This is a genomic window from Candidatus Vicinibacter proximus (genome assembly GCA_016713905.1).
Classification (GTDB): Bacteria; Bacteroidota; Bacteroidia; order Chitinophagales; family Saprospiraceae; genus Vicinibacter; species Vicinibacter proximus.
Window position 1 is genome coordinate 827940 of sequence record JADJOE010000003.1, and the last position, 24444, is coordinate 852383.

Annotated in this window: 21 protein-coding genes; 9 read left to right on the forward strand and 12 right to left on the reverse strand. The window is 35.3% G+C overall.

The genetic code is table 11. The features are described 5' to 3' along the window. Nucleotides 1-72: 72 nt before the first annotated feature. Nucleotides 73-975, forward strand: a complete 903-nt coding sequence (locus IPJ83_11775) for a tetratricopeptide repeat protein (protein ID MBK7881224.1) — start codon at nt 73-75, stop codon at nt 973-975. Nucleotides 976-1075: 100 nt separating this feature from the next. Next, entirely contained in the window at nt 1076-1438 is a 363-nt protein-coding gene (queD, locus tag IPJ83_11780; protein ID MBK7881225.1) for a 6-carboxytetrahydropterin synthase QueD, read from the forward strand. 25 nt (nt 1439-1463) lie between these two features. On the opposite strand, the gene IPJ83_11785 is transcribed toward queD, so the two are convergent. The 4 genes from IPJ83_11785 to IPJ83_11800 form a co-directional block, all read right to left on the reverse strand. After that, the gene (locus IPJ83_11785) at nt 1464-1925 is read right to left on the reverse strand and encodes a hypothetical protein (GenBank protein MBK7881226.1); all 462 of its coding nucleotides are present in this window, start codon (nt 1923-1925) and stop codon (nt 1464-1466) included. Between the two features lie 67 nt (nt 1926-1992). Then, nucleotides 1993-2472 (reverse strand): hypothetical protein, encoded by a 480-nt coding sequence (locus IPJ83_11790; protein ID MBK7881227.1) that lies wholly within the window; start codon nt 2470-2472, stop codon nt 1993-1995. Continuing rightward, nucleotides 2469-3242 carry a (Fe-S)-binding protein gene (locus IPJ83_11795; protein ID MBK7881228.1) on the reverse strand — a complete coding sequence of 258 codons (774 nt, stop codon included), beginning with the start codon at nt 3240-3242 and terminating at the stop codon, nt 2469-2471. The genes IPJ83_11790 and IPJ83_11795 overlap by 4 nt, the downstream gene beginning before the upstream one ends. 36 nt (nt 3243-3278) lie before the next feature. Next, nucleotides 3279-4589, reverse strand: coding sequence for a (Fe-S)-binding protein (locus IPJ83_11800; protein ID MBK7881229.1), 1311 nt, complete (start codon nt 4587-4589; stop codon nt 3279-3281). A 63-nt stretch (nt 4590-4652) separates the two neighbouring features. Here IPJ83_11800 and IPJ83_11805 point away from each other — a divergent pair, with 63 nt between their 5' ends. Then, complete coding sequence (locus IPJ83_11805; protein MBK7881230.1) at nt 4653-5147, forward strand: phosphoribosyltransferase; 495 nt, start codon at nt 4653-4655, stop codon at nt 5145-5147. Nucleotides 5148-5172: 25 nt separating this feature from the next. Here IPJ83_11805 and IPJ83_11810 read toward each other — a convergent pair whose 3' ends face one another. Both IPJ83_11810 and IPJ83_11815 read right to left on the reverse strand, forming a co-directional pair. Continuing rightward, a complete protein-coding gene (locus IPJ83_11810; protein ID MBK7881231.1) occupies nt 5173-5943 on the reverse strand; it encodes a patatin-like phospholipase family protein in 771 nt (256 codons plus the stop codon). 3 nt (nt 5944-5946) lie between these two features. Further along, complete coding sequence (locus IPJ83_11815; protein ID MBK7881232.1) at nt 5947-8268, reverse strand: lamin tail domain-containing protein; 2322 nt, start codon at nt 8266-8268, stop codon at nt 5947-5949. A gap of 248 nt (nt 8269-8516) precedes the next feature. On the opposite strand from IPJ83_11815, the gene pyrR reads away from it, so the two are divergent. From pyrR to IPJ83_11840, 5 genes are all read left to right on the forward strand, one after another. Beyond that, nucleotides 8517-9056, forward strand: coding sequence for a bifunctional pyr operon transcriptional regulator/uracil phosphoribosyltransferase PyrR (pyrR, locus tag IPJ83_11820; protein MBK7881233.1), 540 nt, complete (start codon nt 8517-8519; stop codon nt 9054-9056). Further along, nucleotides 9053-9988 carry an aspartate carbamoyltransferase catalytic subunit gene (locus tag IPJ83_11825; protein ID MBK7881234.1) on the forward strand — a complete coding sequence of 312 codons (936 nt, stop codon included), beginning with the start codon at nt 9053-9055 and terminating at the stop codon, nt 9986-9988. The genes pyrR and IPJ83_11825 overlap by 4 nt, the downstream gene beginning before the upstream one ends. 87 nt (nt 9989-10075) lie before the next feature. Continuing rightward, a complete protein-coding gene (locus tag IPJ83_11830) occupies nt 10076-11500 on the forward strand; it encodes a redoxin domain-containing protein (GenBank protein ID MBK7881235.1) in 1425 nt (474 codons plus the stop codon). A 106-nt stretch (nt 11501-11606) separates the two neighbouring features. Further along, the gene (locus IPJ83_11835) at nt 11607-12959 is read left to right on the forward strand and encodes a hypothetical protein (protein MBK7881236.1); all 1353 of its coding nucleotides are present in this window, start codon (nt 11607-11609) and stop codon (nt 12957-12959) included. Between the two features lie 156 nt (nt 12960-13115). Beyond that, nucleotides 13116-14420: an aspartate kinase gene (locus IPJ83_11840; GenBank protein MBK7881237.1), complete on the forward strand. Its 1305-nt coding sequence runs from the start codon at nt 13116-13118 to the stop codon at nt 14418-14420. Here IPJ83_11840 and IPJ83_11845 read toward each other — a convergent pair. The 5 genes from IPJ83_11845 to IPJ83_11865 form a co-directional block, all read right to left on the reverse strand. Continuing rightward, the gene (locus IPJ83_11845) at nt 14417-14785 is read right to left on the reverse strand and encodes a barstar family protein (protein MBK7881238.1); all 369 of its coding nucleotides are present in this window, start codon (nt 14783-14785) and stop codon (nt 14417-14419) included. The genes IPJ83_11840 and IPJ83_11845 overlap by 4 nt on opposite strands. Before the next feature lie 95 nt (nt 14786-14880). Further along, a complete protein-coding gene (locus tag IPJ83_11850) occupies nt 14881-15282 on the reverse strand; it encodes a ribonuclease (GenBank protein ID MBK7881239.1) in 402 nt (133 codons plus the stop codon). A gap of 58 nt (nt 15283-15340) precedes the next feature. Beyond that, complete coding sequence (locus IPJ83_11855) at nt 15341-18703, reverse strand: efflux RND transporter permease subunit (protein ID MBK7881240.1); 3363 nt, start codon at nt 18701-18703, stop codon at nt 15341-15343. Between the two features lie 29 nt (nt 18704-18732). After that, on the reverse strand, nt 18733-19878 hold the full coding sequence (locus IPJ83_11860; protein ID MBK7881241.1) for an efflux RND transporter periplasmic adaptor subunit: 1146 nt from the start codon (nt 19876-19878) through the stop codon (nt 18733-18735). A gap of 174 nt (nt 19879-20052) precedes the next feature. Next, nucleotides 20053-20538: a hypothetical protein gene (locus IPJ83_11865; GenBank protein MBK7881242.1), complete on the reverse strand. Its 486-nt coding sequence runs from the start codon at nt 20536-20538 to the stop codon at nt 20053-20055. Between the two features lie 175 nt (nt 20539-20713). On the opposite strand from IPJ83_11865, the gene mutS reads away from it, so the two are divergent. Continuing rightward, nucleotides 20714-23296 (forward strand): DNA mismatch repair protein MutS, encoded by a 2583-nt coding sequence (gene mutS / locus IPJ83_11870; protein ID MBK7881243.1) that lies wholly within the window; start codon nt 20714-20716, stop codon nt 23294-23296. Here the strand turns inward: mutS and IPJ83_11875 are convergent. Then, a complete protein-coding gene (locus IPJ83_11875) occupies nt 23293-24372 on the reverse strand; it encodes a hypothetical protein (GenBank protein MBK7881244.1) in 1080 nt (359 codons plus the stop codon). The two genes, mutS and IPJ83_11875, sit on opposite strands and share 4 nt — an antisense overlap. Between the last annotated feature and the right edge of the window lie 72 nt (nt 24373-24444).

The following is a 24444-nucleotide window of genomic DNA, read 5'->3' on the forward strand; positions in this document are numbered from 1 at the left end:
ATAGTATGTTAATTTGTAAGATATTGACTATAAATGAGTTGAATGTTTTAATTTTGCTTTAAATACTTTCTTATGCATAAAGCTTTGATCATACTGTTTATACTGGCTTCTATATCATGGTCTTGTAAAAAATCTTCTGGTATCCATGACCCGGCATTGGCAGGTCTTGAAAGTAGTTTTAATACCACACCTAATGAAGAAAATTACGAAAAGCTGGTAACAAAATATCTCGAAATCATACAGACCGTACAGAAAAATACAGATGTAAGTGAAATTTTACTCAAAGCATCAAACGCCAGTGAAAAAATGGCAAAGAAAGATCAACAGGTAATATTTTTAAATAACCTTGTAAAAAATTATCCTGACAGGCCTGATACTAAGGACAATGTATATAAAATGATAAATCTACTCCACGCAACGGGAAGGCATGTTACAGCAGATGTTATGTCCCTTAGTTATTTGAAAACGTATTCCGGTGATGCCAAGACAGAAGAGTTGAAATCAAAATTACCAAAGGTAGTATCGCCAGAAGACTACATTCTTGATATTGGAAGATCAATTTTTGCAGACACTGCTACGGGTTTTAACCAACGAAATGCCATGAATTATGTCGATGCTTGTGAAGCATATGCAATGGTAATGCCTAAAGATCCACAGACACCTGAATTTATCTTTAAAGCTGCTGAGACTTCCAATACCCTCCGAACATTTGAAAAAAGTTTTGCGTTGTATGATTGGTTAATTGAAAAATACCCTAGCCACGAACGATCTCCGGTTGCTTTATTTATGAAAGGGTTTTTGTTTGATGGAACTCTTCACGATTCAGCAAATGCTGCAAAATATTATCAGGAATTCCTAGATAAATATCCCGAAAATCAGTTTGCCAAAGACGCAAAGATGTTGCTCCAGAATTTAGGAAAAACAGATGAAGAAGTTTTAAAAGACTTGATGGAGAAAAATAAAGAAAATAAATAAGGTCAATGGTCAATTTTATTTTGGCCCATATACCAATACCTTAGATCCCACATCAAGCATACCAAATTAAACCATTTTCAAAATTGAACACTCGAAGACCATGAGTAAGGTAGAAGTTTTCAAAGAATTTACCATTGATTGTGCTCACCGACTACCCAATGTTCCTGCAGGACATAAATGTCAGAATGTGCATGGCCATACATACAAGATAAAAATTGTAGTAGAGTCGGAATTAGACCCTCATTTAGGATGGGTAATTGATTTTCAAGATATAAATAAAGCCTTTCAGCCTGTCAAGGATACTTTGGATCACAAATTTCTTAACGATATAGTGGGGCTCGAAAATCCAACTGCAGAACATATTGCCATATGGATATGGAAGCAAATCAAAAAAGAAATAACATTCCTTAAAGAAATATGGGTATTTGAGACCCCTAGTAGCGGATGTGTTTTTAGAGGGTGAGATGGACTTTAGGTAGAAAAATGGATCATTTTAATTTTTCCAATACTTGAATATCCACTGCAGGAACCATCGAGTCTTTGATCTCTGCAAGTACTTCTAAAAAATATGTGGACTGAGTTCCACGTATCATTCTGATAACTCCGGTTAATGGTTTTAGCATCAAATTTTTATCTTCTATTTTATCTAAACCGGACTTGACTTTTTCATAGTTTAATGAATATGGGATGATGATTTGTTCATTTGCTCCAAGGTGAAAAGGTTCATTGATGTACATTTCGCCAAGAATGAATTCTTGGTTTCTTGAATGCCTACTTCTGCCGGAATTGTACTTTTCTTTTAAAACGATCTGGACGTTAAGTATGGTTGACGGGTTTATTGTACTGATAGAAAGACTGCCTATTAGTTGTTTGTCATCATTCAAAACTTCCTTTTGAAACTTTATCTTGGGCCCTTCTATTCCTAGCCAATTTTTAATTCTCTTAATCATGAATCAAAGATCTGTCAAAATGGATAAAAATGGATTTTAATTTCGACAGATTTAGTTAACTGCACTATTAAATAAATCTCTTCTGCCATGAATCTTTTAATGGGACGAGCCAGTTTTCTATAAACTGCCTTTTATCTTGCACCAAAGTATTAAAAAACAAAGTGGAATCATTAATCTTTCCGTTTTGGTACCATTCTGACATTTGCATTGCTGCAACTAGTTTAATTTCTTCCTGATCGATATAATAAAAATTCAATCGGTTAAAAAAATCTGTGTGATAAATTGTTTCAAGATTTTTTATAAAGGATACGGATTCATCAATAGAACACCCGGAGGCCGAAACTTCGGATTCATCAACCACAAGAACAACAAAATAATTATGAAGGATTCCGCCTGTGGCTCTCAATGACTTCTGATGACTTACCCATTGCGCGGTAAATGTTTGTATTCGCAATTGAATGTCCTCTAGTAAGTCATCTTCAAATCTATTGTCAGAAGGATAAATCCAGATTTTGGCATTATCGGGAAAAGATATCAAATCCATCATTCTTGCATTTTTTCAACGATTAGCTCAGAAAGATCATAAACCATAATTTCATCCTGTTGATCTTTGGATTTGATTCCATCTTGTAACATGGTTATACAGAAAGGACAATTCGCAACCACTATGTTAGTTCCGTTGGCAATCACTTCTTCAATTCTTTCTTCATTGATTCTTTTGCTGCCTGGTTCATCTTCTTTGAACATCTGACCACCTCCTGCACCACAACATAAACCATTTTTTTTGGATCGTTTCATTTCACGTATATCCATCTTTAATTGATGAATTAATGATCTTGGTGCTTCGTATTCATTGTTGACCCTTCCAAGATAACAGGAGTCATGATAACTAACAGTTTCCGAATTTGTTTCTTTCAATTTTATTCTTCCCGACTCAATCAGTTCGTCAAGATACTGAGTATGGTGCAAAACCTCATAGCTGCCACCAAGTTCTGGATATTCATTTTTCAAAGTGTTGAAACAATGAGGACAAGTACAAACAATTTTTTTAACCTGATATTGATTGAGTGTCTCTATATTTTGAAGAGCAAGAATTTGAAATAAAAATTCATTTCCTGCACGTCTTGCTGGATCTCCAGTACACTTTTCTTCTTCGCCGAGAATTGCAAATGAGATTCCGGCTTTTTCTAAAATCTGAGCAAAGGCCAATGAAACTTTTTGGGCCCGTGCATCATAGGATCCTGCACAACCTACCCAAAATAAAACCTCAATGTTCTTACCTTGTGTTGCAACTTCCGACAAACGTGGTATTTGTATCATAATTTATTTTCGTTGTAATTGTTTATGAAAGGCTCATGCTTTAGTTGTCCAGGCATCTCTTGATTCAGGGAGCTGCCAAACTGATTGGTTATTTTCCAAACTATTAAACATCGGTAACCAATCAGAAGGACCTCCTGAATTCATAAGAATGTCATAGCGTCTCAGCTGAAGGATAGGATCCATAGGATTGATCAATATGGGACAGGCTTCCACACAGGCATTACATGTAGTACATGCATAAATTTCTTCCTTACTTATATAATCAAATAAGGATTTTCCATCATCATAGGAGGTTGCTTTTTCCATCTTATTTAACTTTATATTGCGCCCAACCTCCTCTAATCTATCGCGGATGTCCATAACAATCTTCCTTGGACTAAGTTTTTTACCAGTTATATTGGCTGGACAAACAGAGGTGCATCTTCCACATTCTGTACAGCTATAGGACGCTAACAATGTCCGACGATCAAGATCAAAAATGTCTTTAGCGCCAAATGATTCAGAAGCTTCAATTTGATCATTTTGTTTCAGTCCAAGCATACCTCTTGCTTCATTTTCAATAACAGGAATGTTTGATATTTTTCCTCGAGATTCCAGATTACTGAAATAACTATTTGGAAAAGCAAGAAAAATATGAAGATGCTTTGAATAAGGCAGATATAGGATGAATCCGTAGATAACAAGCAAATGAAGCCACCATCCAGCCCTTTCTAAAATAACCAGCAATCCTTCAGATTGGGCTTGAAAAACATTCTCTGATAAAATTCCTGAAAGAAATAATGTTCCTGTACTAGGGTAGTGGGAAGGGTTGATTTGTTGCAACAATTGATCTGTTGAATTCATGGTAAATATTCCGGTGATCAATAATATTTCACCAAATAGAATCAAGTTGGCATCCAAGCTTGGCCATCCAATTAGTTCAGGTTTCCTAAAGCGCAGGACTTTAATTATGTTCCTTCTGAACAAAAACACAAACGTAGCAACAAAGGCTAATACAGATATTAGTTCAATGAAATTTATCAGAAAAGTATAAAAGCCTCCAAGAAAGCTGGCAAACATCCTGTGTATTCCAAAAAGTCCATCCAACAAAATCTCAATTAACTCCAACTGAGTGAACAGAAAAGCCACATAAATGAATAAATGGAAAATCCCAGAGACTGGACGTGAAAACATTTTTTTTTGGCCTAATGCAAACAATACCATGTTTCGAAGTCTTTCAGACGATGACCCTCCAGTGGGTTGTGGTTTACCCAAATTAATATTTTGATAAATTTCATAAAACTTACCTGTAGCTTTATAAAATACATAAACACTGATGATGAGGAAAATCAGAATTTGAATCATAATTGCAGTTTACAACGTATTTTTGAGCAAGTTAACCGGGTTACTTTAAGCGCTCAAAATAACATGATAATTTTAAATAAGCAGCAAATAGAGAAAAAAATTAGAAGAATGGCAATGGAGGTTTATGAACGCCATGCCGACCAAAAGTCAATTGTGTTGGCGGGTGTAAACCAAAAAGGCTATTTTTTAGCCAGGATGCTCCAAAAGGAATTACAGGATCTATGTAACCTTTCTGTAATTCTCGCCCGACTAAAAATTAATGCAGCAGCCCCGCTTCAGGAAGAAGTGGAGTTAGATATAGATAAGAATGTAATTGGCAAAAGTGTGTGCATTATTGTGGACGATGTAAGCAACTCCGGCAGGACGATTTTTTTTGGTTTTAAAGCATTTATGTCCACAATTCCTAAAAAAGTAGAGGTATGCGTACTCGTAGAACGGATGCATAAACAATTTCCGATTAGTGTGGATTATTTTGGCCTTCGATTGGCTACTACCATTAAACAAAATATTGAAGTCAAGTTCGAAGATGAATGCGCTTCACTTGCAGAGATGTACTGATGGATAATCATCAAAACTACTTAAACTATTTTGCCTTAGGGATTACAGTGGATGACTTTAATGCATCCATCGTGGCTTTGTAACCCAATTCGTATAATTCGTTACTGAAACTAAGTTCGAAGCGGTTGTATTTGTTGATCAATTCCGATTCTATCAGGATGTCCGCTTTAAGTTTCTCAACATTGGTGTTATTGCTGATTGTGACCTCAAGAACTCTGGTCATTATGTTGCCAAAACTGCTTAAATCATCATCGCTCCTGGGTACTAAAGGAAACAGATTTGAGGCTATAATCATGTCACAGCGATCGATTAAAGGGCTAACTGGAAGATTCATAACAATTCCACCATCAAGATATTTGCTCCCATTCATTGAAACCGGTCTAAACAAAACAGGTACCGAACATGAAGCCATAATCGGCTTATGCACTTCACCTTTTTCAAATATTTCCAAGGCCCCGGAATTCATATTTGTGGCAGTCACCAAGAAGGGAATTTTTAAATATTTGAATTCATTTTCTGGAATATACCGGTTTAACAGATTTTCAAGAAATCCCAGATTAGTAATGCCATCTTTTGCGAAACTTGTAGTTAATAGGTTGTACCACTTGACATTATTTGCCACTTCAAGAATCTGTAAGGGTTTTACGCCAGCAGCATAAAGTGAACCAACCAGGGCTCCTGCACTTGTTCCGGAAATTATGCAAGGCTCGATTTTCAATTCATCAAAAGCGGCCAACACACCGATATGAAATGAACCTCTTGAACCTCCTCCGGATAAAGCCAATCCAATTCTCACAGATTATTTTTGAATCAATAATTTTAGGGAATAACTAATGTTTTGGCCTTTCACCTTTAAAAGATATACACCAGAATCCAAAATAGTTTCAATCTCTGGTTTAAACGCTTGAATGGAAATCAACTTTCCTGTAAGGCTATAAATTTCAATGACTTGTAAATCTTCTGTTTTTCCCTCCAATCGGACGAAGTTATTAGATGGTTGTGGCGTTAAACGGATGTCGTAATTGATTTTTTGATCGTCTGTAGACGTTGTAAAACTCAAATCTTTTTTATACCTTGGATATATAAGATAATCACTGTCAAAAGGAGAATTGCTGTCAAACTGACTACCTAAACCAATTACACTCACTCTGTTTCCGAGTGGTTTGGTATTAGAAATATCTGTATTGTCATCAATCCTCATGACAAAATCTTCAATTCCATTAGAAAGCCTTACGCTAAAACTAGTCCCGTTGCCCAACCATTCAGAAGGATCAACAATGGCAAGATTAGTTAATTTTACTAAATCAGACTCTGTTGCTTCATTGAGGTCAGTTACGTTTTTCGGGCTATTCAAAGTATTGCCGGAAGATACTTTCCATATACTGTCCAAAGTAATTTGGGTCAATCCTCTAAACTGGTCAATTTTACCTTGTACTATTACCTCATCACCCTCAATAACCGTGTAGCCATAATTATTGGTAGTTGAAAATACCCCCACACCTCCGGTACGATCGATAATGGTAAACTGCAATCCACTGTTTCCATTAAAATCTATACCATAAACAGTACCCTTAAGCTCACATTTTACGCCAAGGGAATCGGCAATCCCCATACTATTGTTCCCTTTTACGTTAGCTATATCAAGTCGTCTGTAAAACTTACTCGCAGGCAAATAAGGGCTGATGTCCTGGATATATCTTGGCCAAATCTGATACCCTTCAAGGAATGGTGATGTGTTATCGTTCTGAGACCCTAGTCCTGTAATATCAAAAGTCCCGGAAGGGGCTTCTTTGCTAACCAATTCACAATCATTATCAATGCGAACATCAAATGTATTTAGCCCATTGGTAACCTTCACTGTAAAACCCAATGGATTGTTAGACCATTGAATTGGATTAACCAATTGGACATTTCGGATCTTAACCAACTGAGATTCTGTGTCTTCATTTAGACTAGCAATGACCGAAGGGGGAGAAAGTGTATTGTTTTGGCTGATCCGAATAAGAGTATCCAAATTCATTTGTAACAGGCCATTAAATTGTCCTATTGATCCGCGAATGACTACTCTGTCACCTTCCGAAACAGTGTATGAATAGTTCTTGTTTGCACTGAATACCCCAATACCATCGCCAAAATTATCTATAATCGTAAATTGAAGCCCTGCTGGTCGATAATTGATTCCATATACCAGTCCTTCCAACTGACATTTTACATTTAACGAATCGCCAACCCCGCTTGCATTAGTGGATGTCACCTGTGCAACTAAATACGACGGATAAAGGATGTCATTTGGTTTTACAGTGATTCTACCTTTCATTTGATTGGAATGCGGATCACACTGATATTGATATTCGCCGATTTTATCAAATTTCTTTATGTAGCTCCAAAGACTTCCTGAAGGAATTCCATTTCCAAAACTTTCAGGGTTAGTAGGGTAAGTGGTTTGTGATCCATTGATGTTATGGGTTCCACCCAGATTAGTCCATTCAATAAACTCACCAACATTAATGGTAATATCAGCCGGATTAAATTTAAAATTGGATACTTCTATAGAGTGTTCAGCACATTCCACATTATTTGCCTGTCCGGGAGAACCCTTTAATTCATACCCTTCAATAAATCTACCGGTTACCCTGGTTGAAGGTTTCCAATACTCAAACATTCTATTGTCAGCAGAGGATCGACATAATTCCAGAGATGGACCAAATCCATCAGCAGCTGTTGGCCAGCCATTTACGTCTGAATACCTTACACTATCAACCACTGCGCCATTCTGATCCAATAAAGTAATTACTTCAGAATCGTTTCTAAGCGCTCCCGAGGTCCACTGTAAGGCCTTAAAGCCAAAAGCAGTATCAAAGCTGAGGGTATTTACACAAATTACAAAATAACTTTTAGCCTTGATCACGGTATCTGGAAACACAATATTTACAGCATCGGAGATGGAATAATCTTTGAGCGATAAATTGCTGTTGCCGGTGTTATAAAATTCAATATATTCTAATTTGTCTGTTCCGGATTCCGGAGGATTGTAACTAATTTCATTGATTATAATCTGAGCATTAGCAGAACAGATAAATAAAACAGTAAGGAATGCAATTTGTAGTAGTAATTTTCTCATTTTCAATACTTTGATATGCAAATATACAATGCTTGTCTTACCTGTCTATCAGTGTTTACCCTGATTTTTTTAAGTTCTCATGTTAATTAATGATTACCACCTTGCTAAATGCAATCCTGAATAATGAATTTAAAACGAGTTGCTTAGTAATAGATAAGTCTTCGAAAGTAGCATATTTTGTACCTTTGCTTTAGTAAAAGAGAGATCAATTAACCATACTTCAAGTGCCAAAGAAGAAATCCAGAGTTTTGTTTCAGGAAGATCAACTCCAGAGGACCATAGATCGTCTTTGTTATCAGTTAATCGAAAACTATGGCGATTTTAGTCAGAGTTGCATCGTGGGCATTCAGCAAAAGGGAGCTTTCCTGGCACAAAGAATTCATCTCAGACTTCAGGAATTGGTGAAGCCTCAACATTTTCCTTTAGGAAAGTTGGATATTACTTTTTTTAGGGATGATTTCAGATTGAACAATAAGATCCTTGTACCTCATCATACAGAGCTAGATTTTCTTGTTGATTCGCTCAAAGTCATCCTTGTAGATGATGTTTTGTATACAGGAAGGACCATACAAGCTGCACTACAGGCATTATCGCAGTATGGCAGACCGGCTTCTGTGGAACTATTAGTATTAATCGATCGAAGATTTAATAGAAGTTTTCCTATCCAAAGTAATTATTCCGGGCTCAAAGTAGATGCCCTGGATCAGGCTTATGTCAAAGTGGAACTTAAAGAAGAGGGTGGAAGAGATAGGGTTTTATTATTTGATCCGGAAACCAATGAAGAATGACCGATAAAACCTTATCAACTGAGCATTTAATTGGAATTAAGCCTTTGAATGTGGAGGACATTGAATTGATTCTCCATACAGCCATGGAATTTAAGGAGGTTCTCCAGCGACCGATTAAGAAAGTCCCTTCTTTGAGAGATATTACTATCGCAAACATGTTTTTTGAAAACTCAACCAGAACAAAATTGTCCTTTGAGTTGGCGGAAAAGCGTTTATCGGCTGATATCATTAATTTTTCATCTTCAGGTTCTTCCGTTAGCAAAGGCGAGACTTTACTGGACACTGTTCAGAACATACTTGCCATGAAAGTCGACATGATTGTCCTGAGACATTCTTCTGTGGGAGCTGCTGCATTTCTTTCGGAAAGAGTTAAGGTACAAGTTATAAATGCAGGTGATGGAACGCATGAACATCCCACTCAGGCTTTATTGGATGCTTTTTCTATTCAGGAAAAACTGGGGTATCTGAAAGGCGCAAAGATTGCCATAATTGGAGATATATTACATAGTCGAGTTGCACTTTCCAACATCATTTGCTTGAATAAACTTGGGGCAAAAATCAAAGTTTGCGGTCCTCCAACTTTGATTCCAAAGCATATTGAATCTCTTGGTGTATCGGTGGATTATAATCTCAATAGTGTATTAAATTGGTGTGATGTAGCTAACGTGTTGAGGATCCAAACAGAACGAATGGAGTTGCAGTATTTTCCATCTGCTAATGAATATGCTCAGTTTTATGGCATAACAAAAGCAAAATTAGATAATTTGGATCATAAAATAATTTTGATGCATCCTGGTCCAATAAATAGGGGAGTGGAGTTGAGTTCGGATGCCGCTGATAGTGCCCATTCCATCATTTTAGACCAGGTTGAAAATGGTGTAGCAATTAGAATGGCTGTTTTGTTCTTGCTGGCAAATAAAAGAAAAAAATAAGCTATTTCGGAACTTTAGTCCCATTTCATGTATTTATAATTTACTTAATATTAATCCGTTATTTTAGGATAATGGAATTTTGAGCCTATGAACATAAAAGTCTTATTCCTGAACGTTTTATCTATCCTCTGGTTAGGAGGCACTTTTGGTATTGCCCAAGGATATGAAATAAAAGTGAGCATTAAAGGATATACAAATGATACACTTTTACTTGGCTATCATTACGGAGACAAACAGTACATTAAGGATACGAGCGTTTCTAAAACTGGTAGTTTCGTATTTAAAGCGGATACTTTATTGGAACCAGGAATGTATTTAATTGTTCTCCAGCCAGATCATCAGTTCTTTCAAATTTTAATAGATAGGGGAAAGCAAAAATTTTCAGTTGAATCTGATACCTCAGATCTGTCAGGACACCTTAAGTTCAAAGGTTCTTCACTCAATTCTGATTTTAATAAATATATTGATTTTATCAGTGATAATCGACTCAAAGCTGATTCGATTGGTCGGTTAATCAATGAAAAAACAAACAAGGAAGAAATAACTAAGCTAAAAAAATTGTTGGAAGACATTGATAAGGCTGTAAAAGCCAAACAGAACCATATTATTGAGGCACAACCAAATAGTATTCTGAGTTTGCTTATCAGATGGACACTTGATGTTGAGCTTCCCGAATTTGATGGAACTGAAGAAGAAAAGAATGAAAAAGCCTTTTATTATTATAAGAACCATTATTTTGATTATGCCGACTTTCTGGACGATCGTTCTGTGAGGTTACCACTTTTCAGCAGTAAGCTGGAACGGTATATGCAAAAACTAACGGTACAAATTCCAGATTCAATCAATTCTTCGCTTGATTATATATTGTCCAAATGTAAGTTGGGTTCAGATTTATTTAAATATGTACTCTCTACTCAGCTAAACAACTATGCCAATTCTAAGTATGTCGGCATGGATGCGGTTTATGTTCATTTGGTGGAAGATTATTATGGAAAGGGTAAGGCACCATGGATTGACCCAGAATCATTGGCTAAAATGTCTTCGGACGCAAAGGCTCTTAAACCTTTACTGATAGATAAAATTGCACCTAATATCACCGTGTATAAACAAGATTCGACTCCGATTTCCCTACATGATGTTAAGGCCAATTATACCATATTGCTAATTTGGGCGCCTGACTGTGGCCATTGCAAACAATCTATGCCAAGTATTAAAAAATTTTATGACGAATATAAATCCAAAGGAGTTGAAATCTTTGCTGTTTGCTCAAAGACTGGTCCGGATGAAAAATCATGCTGGGACGGAGTTTCTCAGCTGGGGATGGGCGATTGGATAAATACTTCAGACCCACAACATAAATCCAAATTTCGACTGATTTATGATGTTAAAACTACCCCACAGGTTTACTTTTTAGACAAAAACAAGAAAATATTGACCAAAAAAATTGCTGGGGAGCAATTTAAAGAGGTCATGGACAAAATAATTGCATTAGAAAAAAACGAAGCGAAATAGCCGGCTGGAAGTTGCAAAAATAATTTTATATCAAATACTAACATATTACAAATAATCGTAATATATTTGTATTGATTTTGATTATTTAGATTTAAAAACACAGCCAATGAAATTTTTAAAGACCTACTCCTGGGGATTCTATGCCCTCGTCGGAATGATGCTTATAACTTCTTGTCAAAAGGAAGTTCCGGTAGTTCCATCCCAAAATCTTGATATTGCCGACAATTCTTTTGTCCGCGAATGGTATGGGCTCAGTGTCGATCTCAGTTCTAAATGTAATGGTTATGCTGAGCCAATTGTTGCCAGATCAATGAGTTACATTTCATTTACCATGTATGAAACCTTAATTCAGGGCTTGAATGGGTATCAATCTCTACAGGTGAAATTGGATGGATTTAAGGTAACCTTACCACAAGCTGAGCCTGGAAAGAAGTATAATTGGGGTATTGTTGCCAATGAAGCCACAAGCTTAATGGTGAACAGGATGTATTTACCTTCTGGTTCTTATCTATCTCAAGTGGAAGTGCTTCATAAAAAGTTTGCAGAAAAGTTCTCTTTGGGTGAAAGCCAAGAAATTATTAACCAGTCGGTAGAATTAGGGAAAGCAATAGGAAATGCGATCTGGGATTTCAGTCTAACGGATAATCAATCCGAAGCTTATTTAAACAATTATCCAAGCTCATACATTTTACCAACCGGACCAGGTCAATGGATTCCGACCTCACCGGATTATGCGCCAAGACCATTATTGCCATTTTGGTCTAAAGTAAGACCGATACTTAATAATAATGTTTACAACACTGGTCTCAGCAAGAAATTAATTTACTCTGATGCACAGAATTCAAATATCTATGCCGAGGCTGTTGAAGTGTATAATCTGAGTGAGGCGCTAAGTATTGACCAGAAGGAAAGTATTGGTTACTTCAACAGAGAGATGGATCAATCCGCTAATCCTTTAATTCATAATTTTTTACTGGCCCTTCAATTAGCGAAAGAACAACAACTAAATCTTCCTAAAACATTGGAACTTATGACTTGTCTTTCATTTGCAGCACACGACAGCTATGTATCTTCTTGGAAATTTAAATATGACCAGAATTTACTTAGAGTGTCATCCTATATCAGACAACACTTGAATCGTTTTTATATACCTCAAATGGGATCATTACCTGTACCGGAATTTGTTTCCGAATCTGCAGTGTTGTATAGTTCATCTGCAGAAATTTTATCGAAATATTTTGGGTATAGATTTCCTTTTATGGATTATACTCAAAAAAATAGAAGTGACCTTAGATCTAAAGTGAGAAGATTTGAATCTTTTACAGATTTTGCTAAAGAAGCTGCTTATACAGATATCTTCGCAGGCGTTCATTTCAGAACGAGTATCGACGCTGGTTTTGATTTAGGTTATGATATCTCAAGAAATATTTTAAATATTCAATTTCAGGTTAAAAAATAATACTTGTAGCTGTTGTAAATTAACCTGAAGTGTCCCCTGGTATTTGCCGGGGGATTTTTTTTTATGAATACCAGCAATTACGAATTTAAATAAGATTCCATATGTAATTGACTTAAGTGTTTGAAAAATCCTTTTCTTTGCATTATTTCCAGCATTATGCAAGTATTCAAATTTGGAGGAGCCTCAGTTAAAAATCCCGATGGGATTAAAAATGTAGGCAATATCATAAAACATTATGGCCTTGGCAAACCACTGATGGTGGTGGTATCTGCTATTGGAAAAACTACCAATCAATTAGAAAAAGTGGTTTCTGCTAAATTCACAAATATTGACTTAGCAAAAGGTTTGTTAGATGAAATCCGGTTATCACATGAATCATTTATAATTGATTTATTTGGGAATTTTCCAGTCGTTTTAGAGGATGAGCTTAATGAACATTTCACAGAAGCAGAATGGGTGATTGAAGAAACGAGGGAAATGTCCTATGACTATGTTTATGATCAAATTGTATCATTAGGAGAATTAATTTCTTCCAGAATATTGGCAAATTGGTTAATTCATGAAGGTGTAATTGTGGATTGGTTGGATGCAAGATCGTTAATCATAACGAATGATACCTGGCGAGAAGGCCGTGTGCTTTGGACAGAAACTAATGAAAGGATTAGAACGGAAGTGTTACCAATTATAACTTCCGGAAAAGTAGTTTTGACACAAGGATTTATCGGTTCAACTAAAGAGAATAATACTGTAACCTTAGGTAGAGAAGGATCAGATTATACAGCTGCAATTATTTCTGCTGCATTGGATGCAGAGGCAATGATCATTTGGAAAGATGTTCCTGGTGTATTGACAGCTGACCCGAAAGTATTTGATAATGTGACAAAAATTGATCGGCTATCTTATACAGAGGCTATTGAAATGACGTATTATGGAGCAAAGGTCATTCACCCTAAAACTATTCAGCCATTAGAAAATAAGAATATCCCACTTTTTGTAAAATCCTTTTTAAAACCTGAGGCTGAGGGTACTTATATTTCTGCAGATCCTGATCCGGAATATCCTCCTATAGTTGTAGTAGAAAAATCACAGGCTTTGATTCACTTTTCTTCCAAAGATTTATCATTCATTGCGGAACATCACCTTGCGAGATTGTTCAACCTATTTGAAAAACACAGAATTAAGGTTAACATGATGCGAAATACAGCCATTTCATTTACTATATGTTCCAACCACGATTCCGTAAAAATTAAAAATCTTTTGTTAGAACTAAAGGATGAGTTTAAAGTGGTTGTTGACCCGGACCTTGAACTATATACAGTAAGACATTATAGTGATGCCATGTTGCCAAAATTATTTGAAGAGAAAATAATACTCCTTGAGGAAAGAATTAAAAGTACTGTACAATTGGTTGTAAAATATGCCCCAGCAATCATCCACAGAAAATCAGAACACAGTAATTAAATTCTTTCAAAAGGAATACTATTATCTAATAGTATGTTTTCCGCTTCACATGATTCAACAATTGCTACATTGATTATCTTGGCGTCAGGATCTTCAAGGTTACACAAGGTTTCTGAAGCACAAACTTGATCGAGTAATAATAATAACTCTGTCTTTGCATCCGGATGTAAAGCTATTTCTGATTTCAGAATTTCATCAAATCTATTTATAATTAGAAGAATATCCTGTTCTTCTATCCATGATAAATCTAACAAGCAATCATATAATGCATCCATATTATTTCCAAAATATTTGGGAAATAAAAGGACTTTAGAAAATTCGTCAAATAAAGCTGGAAATGTATCACAGTGATTTCCTTCTATCATTCCTATGAAAGAATATTCGAAATCAAGCTTGTCGAGATGATCTCTAAATTCAACTAATTTCAACTTTGGCATTAGATGCTAATGAATATTTTTCGTTATGGATGCGGATAAATTTTAGTAAAGGTACGATAATGATTATTAGTATAGTAAGCAGTGCCATTAGACCCTGTGATTAATCTTTCCGGACCACGACTTCTTCCTTTTATTTTTGGATAGATATCCCATTCCCGGTAAATAATGGTGTCATAAACTGTTTTTGGCAATTTATTTTCACGATTATAAAATAACCTACCACCCACATATCCAGGCATCGTCCGGTTATTATCTTTTATATAATCTAGTACGATGTAGGCTTGAGCCGGAATCCCGAACTTTCGCTTAAAGTATGTTCCTGATTGATTTAGAGAATCACCGGAGACAATACCAGAATGAGTTTTTTCCTGGGGTGGAGCAACATCCGTTATGGCTTTATCATGTTTGCATGAATAAAAAAACAAAAAGGCCGATAGCCAAAAACAAATTTTCTTTAAATAATTGCTGATATTCACCGATTGTCTAACGTGATAACGTCTTGCGGAACCAAGCTCTGGTATTGTATCCCAGCATATACATGGTAGGTACAATGAGCAATGTAAGAAACGTTGATACTATCAAACCAAAAATTATAGTCCAGGCAAGTGGACCCCAAAACACTACGTTGTCCCCTCCTAAGTAAAACTTTGAATCAAAGTCTGTTAATAGACTACCAAAGTCCATGTTAAGTCCTACTGCTAAAGGAATCAAACCGAGTATTGCAGAAATTGCCGTTAATATTACTGGAGTAAGTCTGGTGGCACCTCCCTCAACGACTGCTTCTTGTACATCCATACCTCTTAATCTTAACTCATCAATAAACTCTAAAAGTAAAATTCCATTTCTCACAACTATTCCGGCAAGTGCAAAAATTCCGACCCCGGTCATAACTACACTTAAGGTGATTTTAAATATTCCAAAACCTAAAGCAATACCAATCAAAGAAAATAGAACTGTACTAAATATAATGAATGGCTTTACCACAGAATTAAATTGAGTGACAAGAATCAGAAACATTAATGCAAGTGCTGCACCAAAGGCTAGACTTAGAAAATCCATTGTCTCTTTTTGTTGTTCTAATTCACCAGTAAAATCTACCTCATACCCTTCAGGAATATCCATTTGAGCAACAACGCTCTGAATTTTTGAAACCACGTCGTTTGGGTTAAACCCGGGATTGACATCAGAAGAAAGATTAATTAATCTCTTCTGATTTTTACGATTAATTGTGCTTATTGAGTTTCCATATCTTACTTTAGTCAATGAAGATAATGGAACTTGCTTGAATTGTTGGGTAGCCATGTCCATAAATGCGATGTTAAGATTTAACATGCGCTCTACATTGTTACGGTCTTCTTCCCTCAATCTTAGTTGGATAGGAGCGTCGTCATTTTTATCTCTAAATTTTGAAACTTCTTTTCCAAATAATGCGGTCCTGATTTCTACAGCAACCTGTGCAACCGAAATACCTTCTCTTTGCGTTTTCTCTTCATCAATATCGATAATGATTTCAGGTTTGCTGATTTGAAAATCCGAAATAAGTTGATCCACTCCCGGGATATTGGCTACTTCAACCTCATCTTTTATTTGTTTGGATAATTTTACCAATACATCAAAGTCATCACCACTAATCTCCATATTGATCGCTTTTCCAACGGGAGGACCATTTCTTTCTTTTTCCACTGTAATTTCAGCACCAGCAATGCCATGTTTAAATTCTTCCTTTAAAGACTTCAACACCTCAGTGGTTGATTTTCCATTTCGCTCAGCAAATCTCACAAAGGCAACTGAAACCTTACTTTTATGCGGGGTAGCCACACGATCTGGATTATCAGGGTCTCCTGCCCCTAAACCAACATTTGAAATTACAGAAGTGACAATTGGATTGCTGTGCCCTATAGTATTGAGTACTCTTCCTTCAATAATTTTAGTTACACTGTCCGTCACCGTTGCATCTGTCCCCATAGGCATTTTACAATAGACGAAGGCAAAATTTGGTTCCCCATCAGGGAAGGTTTCTATAGGAGGATTAGTAGATAAGTATCCAACCCAAGAAATAATCAAAAATGCAAAAACACCCAAAACTATAAACAAGGGTCGCCATCCCTTTATAAAAATGACAAGTGTGTTTTTATAAGAATTTATTACAACTGGCCAAATTTTATCCTGAAACAAAACAATAATTCTTTCAAGAATAAAGTGGTAGAGTAAGATTAATATTATACAGAGCAATGCAAAATTTCCTAATCCTTTGCCTACACCAAAGTAACCTACAAGTGCAGTGCAAATCAAAAAAATAAAAGAATTCTTGTAGGATAACAGAGAAGTCTTTTTATTCGGTTCATCCCTCTTCATGAAAGAGACCGCAAAAACAGGATTCATGACAAATGCCACAAACAAAGATGCTCCTAAGGTTATGATTAAAGTGACCGGTAGATTACTCATAAATTTACCAATAATGCCTGGCCAAAAAAGTAAAGGCACAAAAGGCATTAGAGTAGTAAGCGTCCCGGTGAGTACAGGTATAAAAACTTCACCTGCAGCCAAATTGGCGGCTTTTTGAATGGTTAAATCTTTGTATTTATTGAATATCCTATGTGTGTTTTCAATAACTACTATTGCATCATCTACGATAATCCCTAACGCCAAGAGAAAAGAGAACAAAACAATAACATTCATGGACATATCGAAAACGGGCATTACCAAAAATGCAACAAGACAAGAAAGAGGTACAGCCAAACCAACAAAGAATGCGTTGGTAAATCCCATGAAAAACATGAGAACAAATACCACAAATATAAATCCTAAAATTACTGTATTGATCAAATCATGCAATTGCACCCTGGTATTTTCAGAAGTGTCGCCTGTTACTTTAACGGTGATCCCTTCAGGAAATTTATTCTTCTTAAAATCTTCAATAATCTCATAAATTTTGTCTGTTGCATTGATTAGATTTTCACCACTTCTTTTAATAACATTCAAAGTCAACACAGCCTTATCATCTAATCTTGCAAAGTCTTGCTTTTCTTTAAAATTGTCTCTAACCTCCGCTATATCTTTAATAAATACTTGCGTTCCGGTAAAAGATCTGACAACAATATTCTCTATGTCTGAAGGTTTGCTGAACTCACCAGTGATTCTTAGATTTCTTCTCAGGTCTTGAATCTTTAATTCCCCACCGGAAATATTAAGATTTTGTCTCTGCAAAGCACCTTCAATATCATTGAAAGTTACACCAGAAAGATTCATTCGGTACATATCTACGTTAACCTGAATTTCTCTTTCAACCCCCCCAACAATATCAACACGAGTAATTTCTTTTAGGGTTTCAATTTTATCTTTTAATAATTCAGAATAACCTTTTATTCTGTCCAATGGAAAATCGCCAGCAATATTAATGTTCATGATGGGTAACTCACTAAAATCAAACTCCTGAACCTGTGGGTCATCTTTCAAATCGTTCGGGAGATCTTTTTTAGCCTTGTCAACCGCATCGGAAACCCTCTGTTTACATACTTTTGGGTCTTGATCAGTATTAAACTCAGCGATAACAAGTGAAAAATCTGAAACGGAATTACTGCTGATTTTTTTAATTCCGTTGATTGACTTTAGTTGTTTTTCAATGGGTTTGGTGATTAGATTTTCTATGTCTTGTGGGCTGGCACCGGGATAAATAGTTGCAATGGAAACTGTTGGAATTACAATATCTGGAAAAAGTTCTTTGGGTGTTTTATTGTAGGCTACAAAACCTGCAAAACAAATCAGGATCGTAATTACGTAAATACTGGTCGAATTCTTAATACACCATTTGGTGAATCCCAATTCTTTAATATTGTTTAGTTCCATAAGATTAAATTGATAGTGAGGCCAATCGTTTAATTCTGGATCATTTGCCCATCAACAAGTTCTGAGTATCCAACGGTAATCAATCGATCACCTTCTTGAAGTCCTGACATTATTACAGATTGACCATTATACTGACTTCCTGCCTTGATGATACGTTTTTTGGCTAATAACTGACCGTCTTTTTCCTCAGCTACCAATATATAGTCCTCGCCATTGATGCTTTTTTGTATAATATTGGTTGGAACTACCAGAACATTTTTCTGAATTCCATTATTTATTTTCAATTTAACCAACTGATTTGTTTTTATTGGCAATTTATTCGGTGGAAGATTTGACTCAACAGTAATAGTTCTGTTGTTCATATTTACAGTTTGTCCAATAAAATCTATTTTACTGTTCAACTCTTTTTCTAAATCAGGGAAGTAAAGTCCTACTTTATCTCCTTTGTGAATTTTTGCAGAGTAAAGATCACTGATTTTTGCACGAACCGTTAAATCACTGTTATTGACTATACGGATTCCAGCAAAACCAGGAGCTGCTATCTCTCCAATTTTTACTTTAACTTCATCAACTGTACCATTAACCGGAGCTTTAATGTAAGTCATATTCAATTGTGCCTGAACAGATTTTAATTTCTCTTCTAATTGCTCTTTTTGATTTTTTGCCTGCAAATATTGAGCCTCTGAACCAATGTTTTGTTCCCACAAGGATTTTTGTTTGAGGAACATGGTGTTGGCCATTTCCAATCCTGTTTTAATTTCTTGCATGCCTTGACGAATTGTGCTTCCATCAAGGACAGCTAAAATTTTACCTTTCGTCACGTAATCTCCCTCCTTGACCAAAATAGATGTCACTATAGCAGGCATTTGCGGAGCAACTAAAATATTCAATTTAGCATCTACAACACCTTGAACATCAATATATTCATTAAAATTTTGTTTTTTTAAAGTATCCAATCCAACCAGCTTGGATTTAGATTTTTTGGTTTGAGCAGTGTCGGAACTTGCAATTTGCTTTTCTAACTCTTTGATTCTCAAGTTGTATTCACCCACAAGTTTGTGCAGTTCGGCAAGTTCTGACGAAGGGTCTTTGGATTGTTTTTCTTTAGGATTGCTACACGAACCGAAAAAAAGGATAGAAATGCTTACAAACGAAATGGATAATAAGTTTTTCATAAAAATCAGAGATTATAAGGAACGAAACATAAACGTCTTAAATAAATAATGGTTTTAATTCTGCAGGAATTAATTCAAAAGTCGATTATATGATCAGATTTTAAAGTGATTTTAGGAATCTATTAACAATATTATTAGGGCTATTTAGAAAGAGGATGGAACTTAATACCAAAATTACTCATCAGAATCATCAAAGAAAATAGGATCAAGCATTGGCAGACCAATGTAAATATTTTCGTCGGAATTCACAGACATCATTCTTAAAAAACCACCGGAAGCTTTTGCAATATGTTCGGCATAGGACAAAAGACTATCATAAATTTGAGAAGCAAGTTGAATATTAAGCTTTGCAAGAATGGGGTTTAATTGACTTAACTCTTTTGAAATCAATTGATTCCTTTTTTCTGTATTTTGAGGAAATCTTTGAATAGTACTTTCCAGTAATGAAGAAAAATTTAACTCCAATTCTTGATAAAGTGGCTTTAAATCAATAGTATTTGCAAAGGATCTAATTTTTACAATCTTATTTGCCCATTCTTTTTCTTTAAGGTCAATTTGACCATCCGCTCCAGCAATCAATACTGCTACAAGAGGGACGGAATTAATGAGCAAATTATATTCATTATCTGATAAAGATCGGAAAGCGCCTGATTTTGTCATTGTCCTTTTAATTAATGAAGCTCAAATTTAATAAAAACAGCAGATGTACCAAGGTAGTGGTATTTTTTTTTGAATATAAAATATTTATATACATGTACACCATATCTTTGTCCTAAAGCCTTAAATTGTGGCAGAACAAAATTTACTTTTCGAGGTAAAGACATTGACTCCTTTAATGGAGCAATATTATTCTATGAAGGCTAAGCACCCGGATGCTTTGCTGCTTTATCGTGTGGGAGACTTTTACGAAACATTTGGTTCTGACGCTGAAAAAGCGGCCCAAATACTTGGAATAGTTTTAACCAAACGCAACAATGGAGGAGTCGATATCGAACTTGCCGGATTTCCATACCATTCACTCGATGCTTATTTGCCTAAATTAGTCAGAGCCGGATTAAGAGTAGCAATTTGCGAGCAATTGGAAAAACCTTCAAAGGGTAAAAAAATAGTGGATAGAGGAATAACGGATGTTATAACCCCAGGAGTGACGTTGGATCAAAAAATATTGGATCAGAAAAGAAATAATTTTTTGGCAGCCGTATATTTTGGGGAATCTAAACCTTGTGGAGTTTCATTTGCAGATATTTCAACAGGTGAATTTTATACAGCAGAAGGTGATCAAGAATATTTAAATAAATTACTTCAAAACTTTCAACCATCAGAAGTACTACTACCTAAATCGAAGAAGAATATTTTTGATCAGTTATTTACCGATCATTATTATACCTATGCACTGGAAGATTGGGTATTCAGTCAAGAATATGCCTATAAAAAATTGTTGCATCATTTTGAAGTTAACAATCTGAAAGGATTCGGTGTCGAGAATTTAATATCCGGTCAAATCACCGCTGGAGCGATATTGTATTACTTAGAAAACACTGAAAACAAAAATCCAAAGCATCTTTCCCATTTGAGTAGATTAAATAATGAGGACCACGTTTGGATGGATAGGTTTACAGTTAGGAATTTAGAATTACTTGATCCCATACATCCGGAAGGAAAATCCTTGCTGAACATACTTGACGAAACATACACTCCAATGGGTTCGCGTCAATTACGCAAATGGTTAAGTATGCCACTTTTAGAAATTGGAGAAATTTTATCCCGACAGATGGCAGTTGAACATTTGATATCTCAGGATGAATTTGCAGATTTGCTTAAACAAAATCTAAAATTATTTGGAGATCTTGAACGACTGGTTTCCAAAATTCCCTTAAAGAGAATAAATCCAAGAGAATTAAAATTTATTCAAGGTACTTTGTCAAAAGTGTACAAAATAAAATTAGCACTTAAAGATTTTTCTAATGGTTTATTAAGTAAAATTGAACAAGCCTTAGACCCTATTCAAGAGTTGTATGAAACCATTGACAGTCAAATTTTTGATGACGCTCCCCATACTGTAAATAAAGGAGGAATCATCAAAGATGGATTTAATTCTGAATTGGACGATTTACGTTATGTGTTAAAAAACAGTAAAGATTTGCTTCTGGATATTCAAAAGCAAGAGTCAATTAACACCGGAATAAATAATTTAAAAATAGGTTATAATTCGGTTTTTGGTTATTTTCTGGAAGTGACCAATAAGTATAAGAATATGGGAATGGTCCCGGAACATTGGATCAGAAAACAGACCATGTCTACAGGGGAGCGTTACGTTACGGATGAACTTAAAAAATTAGAATCAAAAATTCTTGGCGCTGAAGAACGTATTTTACTTTTGGAAGAAGAGTTATTCTCTCAATTGGTATTACACCTTCAACAATTCGTTTTGCCACTACAAAAGAATGCTCATTCTATTGCAGAATTGGATTGTTTATTAAGTTTTGCAGAGGTTTCTAAAAAATATAATTACACAAAGCCTGATGTAAATGATTCCTTTAGGTTAGAAATTATAGCGGGCCGACACCCTGTAATTGAAAGGCAAATGAATCCTGGAGAAGCTTTCATTCCAAATGATGTTTGGATTGATCCGGATGAACAACAGGTACTTATCATAACAGGACCTAACATGTCGGGAAAATCTGCCATTCTGAGACAGACTGCCATCATTGCACTTATGGCCCAAATTGGTTGTTTTGTTCCTGCCCAATCAGCCAAAATAGGCATTATTGATCGCATATATACAAGAGTAGGTGCCAGTGATAATATTTCTTCCGGAGAATCTACTTTTATGGTTGAAATGAATGAAACCGCTTCAATTCTAAATAATTTATCTGCAAGATCTTTAATCCTATTGGATGAAATAGGAAGAGGAACAAGTACATATGATGGAATTTCTATAGCATGGTCGATTGTAGAATATCTGCATAGTAATGTACATAGGTCAAAAACTTTATTTGCTACCCATTATCATGAACTAAACGAGCTTACTAATGAGCTGCCTAGAGTAAAAAATTATCATGTTGCAACGCAGGAATTTGACAAAAAAGTCATTTTTTTGAGAAAATTAGTTCCTGGAGGATCTGAGCATTCGTTTGGAATTCATGTTGCTAAAATGGCAGGCATGCCAGAAGAGATAATTTCCAGATCAGAAGAGATCTTAACTAGTCTGGAATCCCAGCGCGGGTCAAAAAAAACTATGGATTCTTCAAATGATTTTGAAATAACCAACAATAGGCAACTAAGTATTTTACAAATTGGTTTTAATGAAGAAAAGGATATCTTAACCGAACTAAAAAAACTAGACGTATCTGCGATGTCACCAGTAGAATGTCTGTTAAAATTAATGGATTGGAACAAAAAAATAAACAATATCTAAATTCTTAGCCTCAAACCAAATTGCCACGCGGTAAAACAATCCCGAGCATCTTTGCCTAGCAAATTTGTAAAGTCTTGTTGAAGTACAAATCCATACTTTTTATATCCAACCAAGTACTCTATACCAAATGATATTGGATGTACTCCAATATGATTCCTATAAATAAGCTGACTTTTATTTACTACTGAATTATCAAAATTAAAGACCTGTTTGGAAAGCATCAAAAGTTTCATATAACTGTTTACATTCAACCATAATTTATTAATTCTGACATCTAAGCCAAAAGGTATTTTTAAATAAGACCCTGAAATTTTTATTTTATCAATACCCATACCAGTAACATCTAAAAACATAGGATTTTTGCCTGCCTCATTAAGCGACAATCTGGCTAAATTAGTTGTCTGTGTCATTGAAAAATAATTAAATAGAAAACCATAGGATAATCCTATTTTACTATTTGTGGAACCAATTCTTGTCCTAATCATTAAACCAATGTCTTGAGGAATGCGCACACTATGCCAAAGATTAGTGTTTGGATTCAATCCAATATTACTTTTCCCTCCCTTTAAAAATGAGCTACCTATTCCTAAAATAATATTCCAACTCGATCTTTTTGAGTCGGACCCGGATAGAATTTTGGTTGCTGTCATTACAGGATTAAATTTTTTCTTATTATCGAATTCAAAAGCAGGATCTTCCTTTTTACTGTTATCTTCCGGAAGTTCGGAAATGATTTCATTAATTGTTTGGTTTTGCACTGAAGAATCAACAAAAACAGCTTCTTTATTGGCAAGATAAATGGAATCTAAAATGGGTAAAGCCTCATTGTAAATGTATGCACTAAAATAATTAATTTGATCACTCAACCTGCTCATTGCAACTTGATATTCCACATTGTTTATTTTCTTTTGCTCGAACTGATCTTCAAAAAAAGAAATGCTGTCTGCAAATAGCTTAATCTCTTTACTGTAAATTCTAATTTGATCCACCGAAGACTGGGCTTTAATAGAAAATAACAAAAGCAATTGCGCCAAAACAAGAACTACCGTAAATTTTATAGTTTTAGAAATCATCATACCCAAAGATATGTATTTAATCTATCGAAATTCAAAATTAAGCTTTTTTACATCCTGGGAAAAGGGTTAAGG

Bases quoted from the DNA above. Each gene is read 5' to 3' on its own strand.
- IPJ83_11865 (MBK7881242.1), bottom strand. From the start codon at position 20,538: ATGACAAAATCAGGCGCTTTCCGATCTTTATCAGATAATGAATATAAT.
- IPJ83_11845 (MBK7881238.1), bottom strand. From the start codon at position 14,785: ATGATAGAAGGAAATCACTGTGATACATTTCCAGCTTTATTTGACGAA.
- queD (MBK7881225.1), top strand. From the start codon at position 1,076: ATGAGTAAGGTAGAAGTTTTCAAAGAATTTACCATTGATTGTGCTCAC.
- IPJ83_11825 (MBK7881234.1), top strand. From the start codon at position 9,053: ATGACCGATAAAACCTTATCAACTGAGCATTTAATTGGAATTAAGCCT.
- IPJ83_11815 (MBK7881232.1), bottom strand. From the start codon at position 8,268: ATGAGAAAATTACTACTACAAATTGCATTCCTTACTGTTTTATTTATC.
- IPJ83_11790 (MBK7881227.1), bottom strand. From the start codon at position 2,472: ATGATGGATTTGATATCTTTTCCCGATAATGCCAAAATCTGGATTTAT.
- mutS (MBK7881243.1), top strand. From the start codon at position 20,714: ATGGAGCAATATTATTCTATGAAGGCTAAGCACCCGGATGCTTTGCTG.
- IPJ83_11805 (MBK7881230.1), top strand. From the start codon at position 4,653: ATGATAATTTTAAATAAGCAGCAAATAGAGAAAAAAATTAGAAGAATG.
- IPJ83_11875 (MBK7881244.1), bottom strand. From the start codon at position 24,372: ATGATGATTTCTAAAACTATAAAATTTACGGTAGTTCTTGTTTTGGCG.
- IPJ83_11775 (MBK7881224.1), top strand. From the start codon at position 73: ATGCATAAAGCTTTGATCATACTGTTTATACTGGCTTCTATATCATGG.
- IPJ83_11800 (MBK7881229.1), bottom strand. From the start codon at position 4,589: ATGATTCAAATTCTGATTTTCCTCATCATCAGTGTTTATGTATTTTAT.
- IPJ83_11785 (MBK7881226.1), bottom strand. From the start codon at position 1,925: ATGATTAAGAGAATTAAAAATTGGCTAGGAATAGAAGGGCCCAAGATA.
- IPJ83_11860 (MBK7881241.1), bottom strand. From the start codon at position 19,878: ATGAAAAACTTATTATCCATTTCGTTTGTAAGCATTTCTATCCTTTTT.
- IPJ83_11855 (MBK7881240.1), bottom strand. From the start codon at position 18,703: ATGGAACTAAACAATATTAAAGAATTGGGATTCACCAAATGGTGTATT.
- IPJ83_11840 (MBK7881237.1), top strand. From the start codon at position 13,116: ATGCAAGTATTCAAATTTGGAGGAGCCTCAGTTAAAAATCCCGATGGG.
- IPJ83_11830 (MBK7881235.1), top strand. From the start codon at position 10,076: ATGAACATAAAAGTCTTATTCCTGAACGTTTTATCTATCCTCTGGTTA.
- IPJ83_11835 (MBK7881236.1), top strand. From the start codon at position 11,607: ATGAAATTTTTAAAGACCTACTCCTGGGGATTCTATGCCCTCGTCGGA.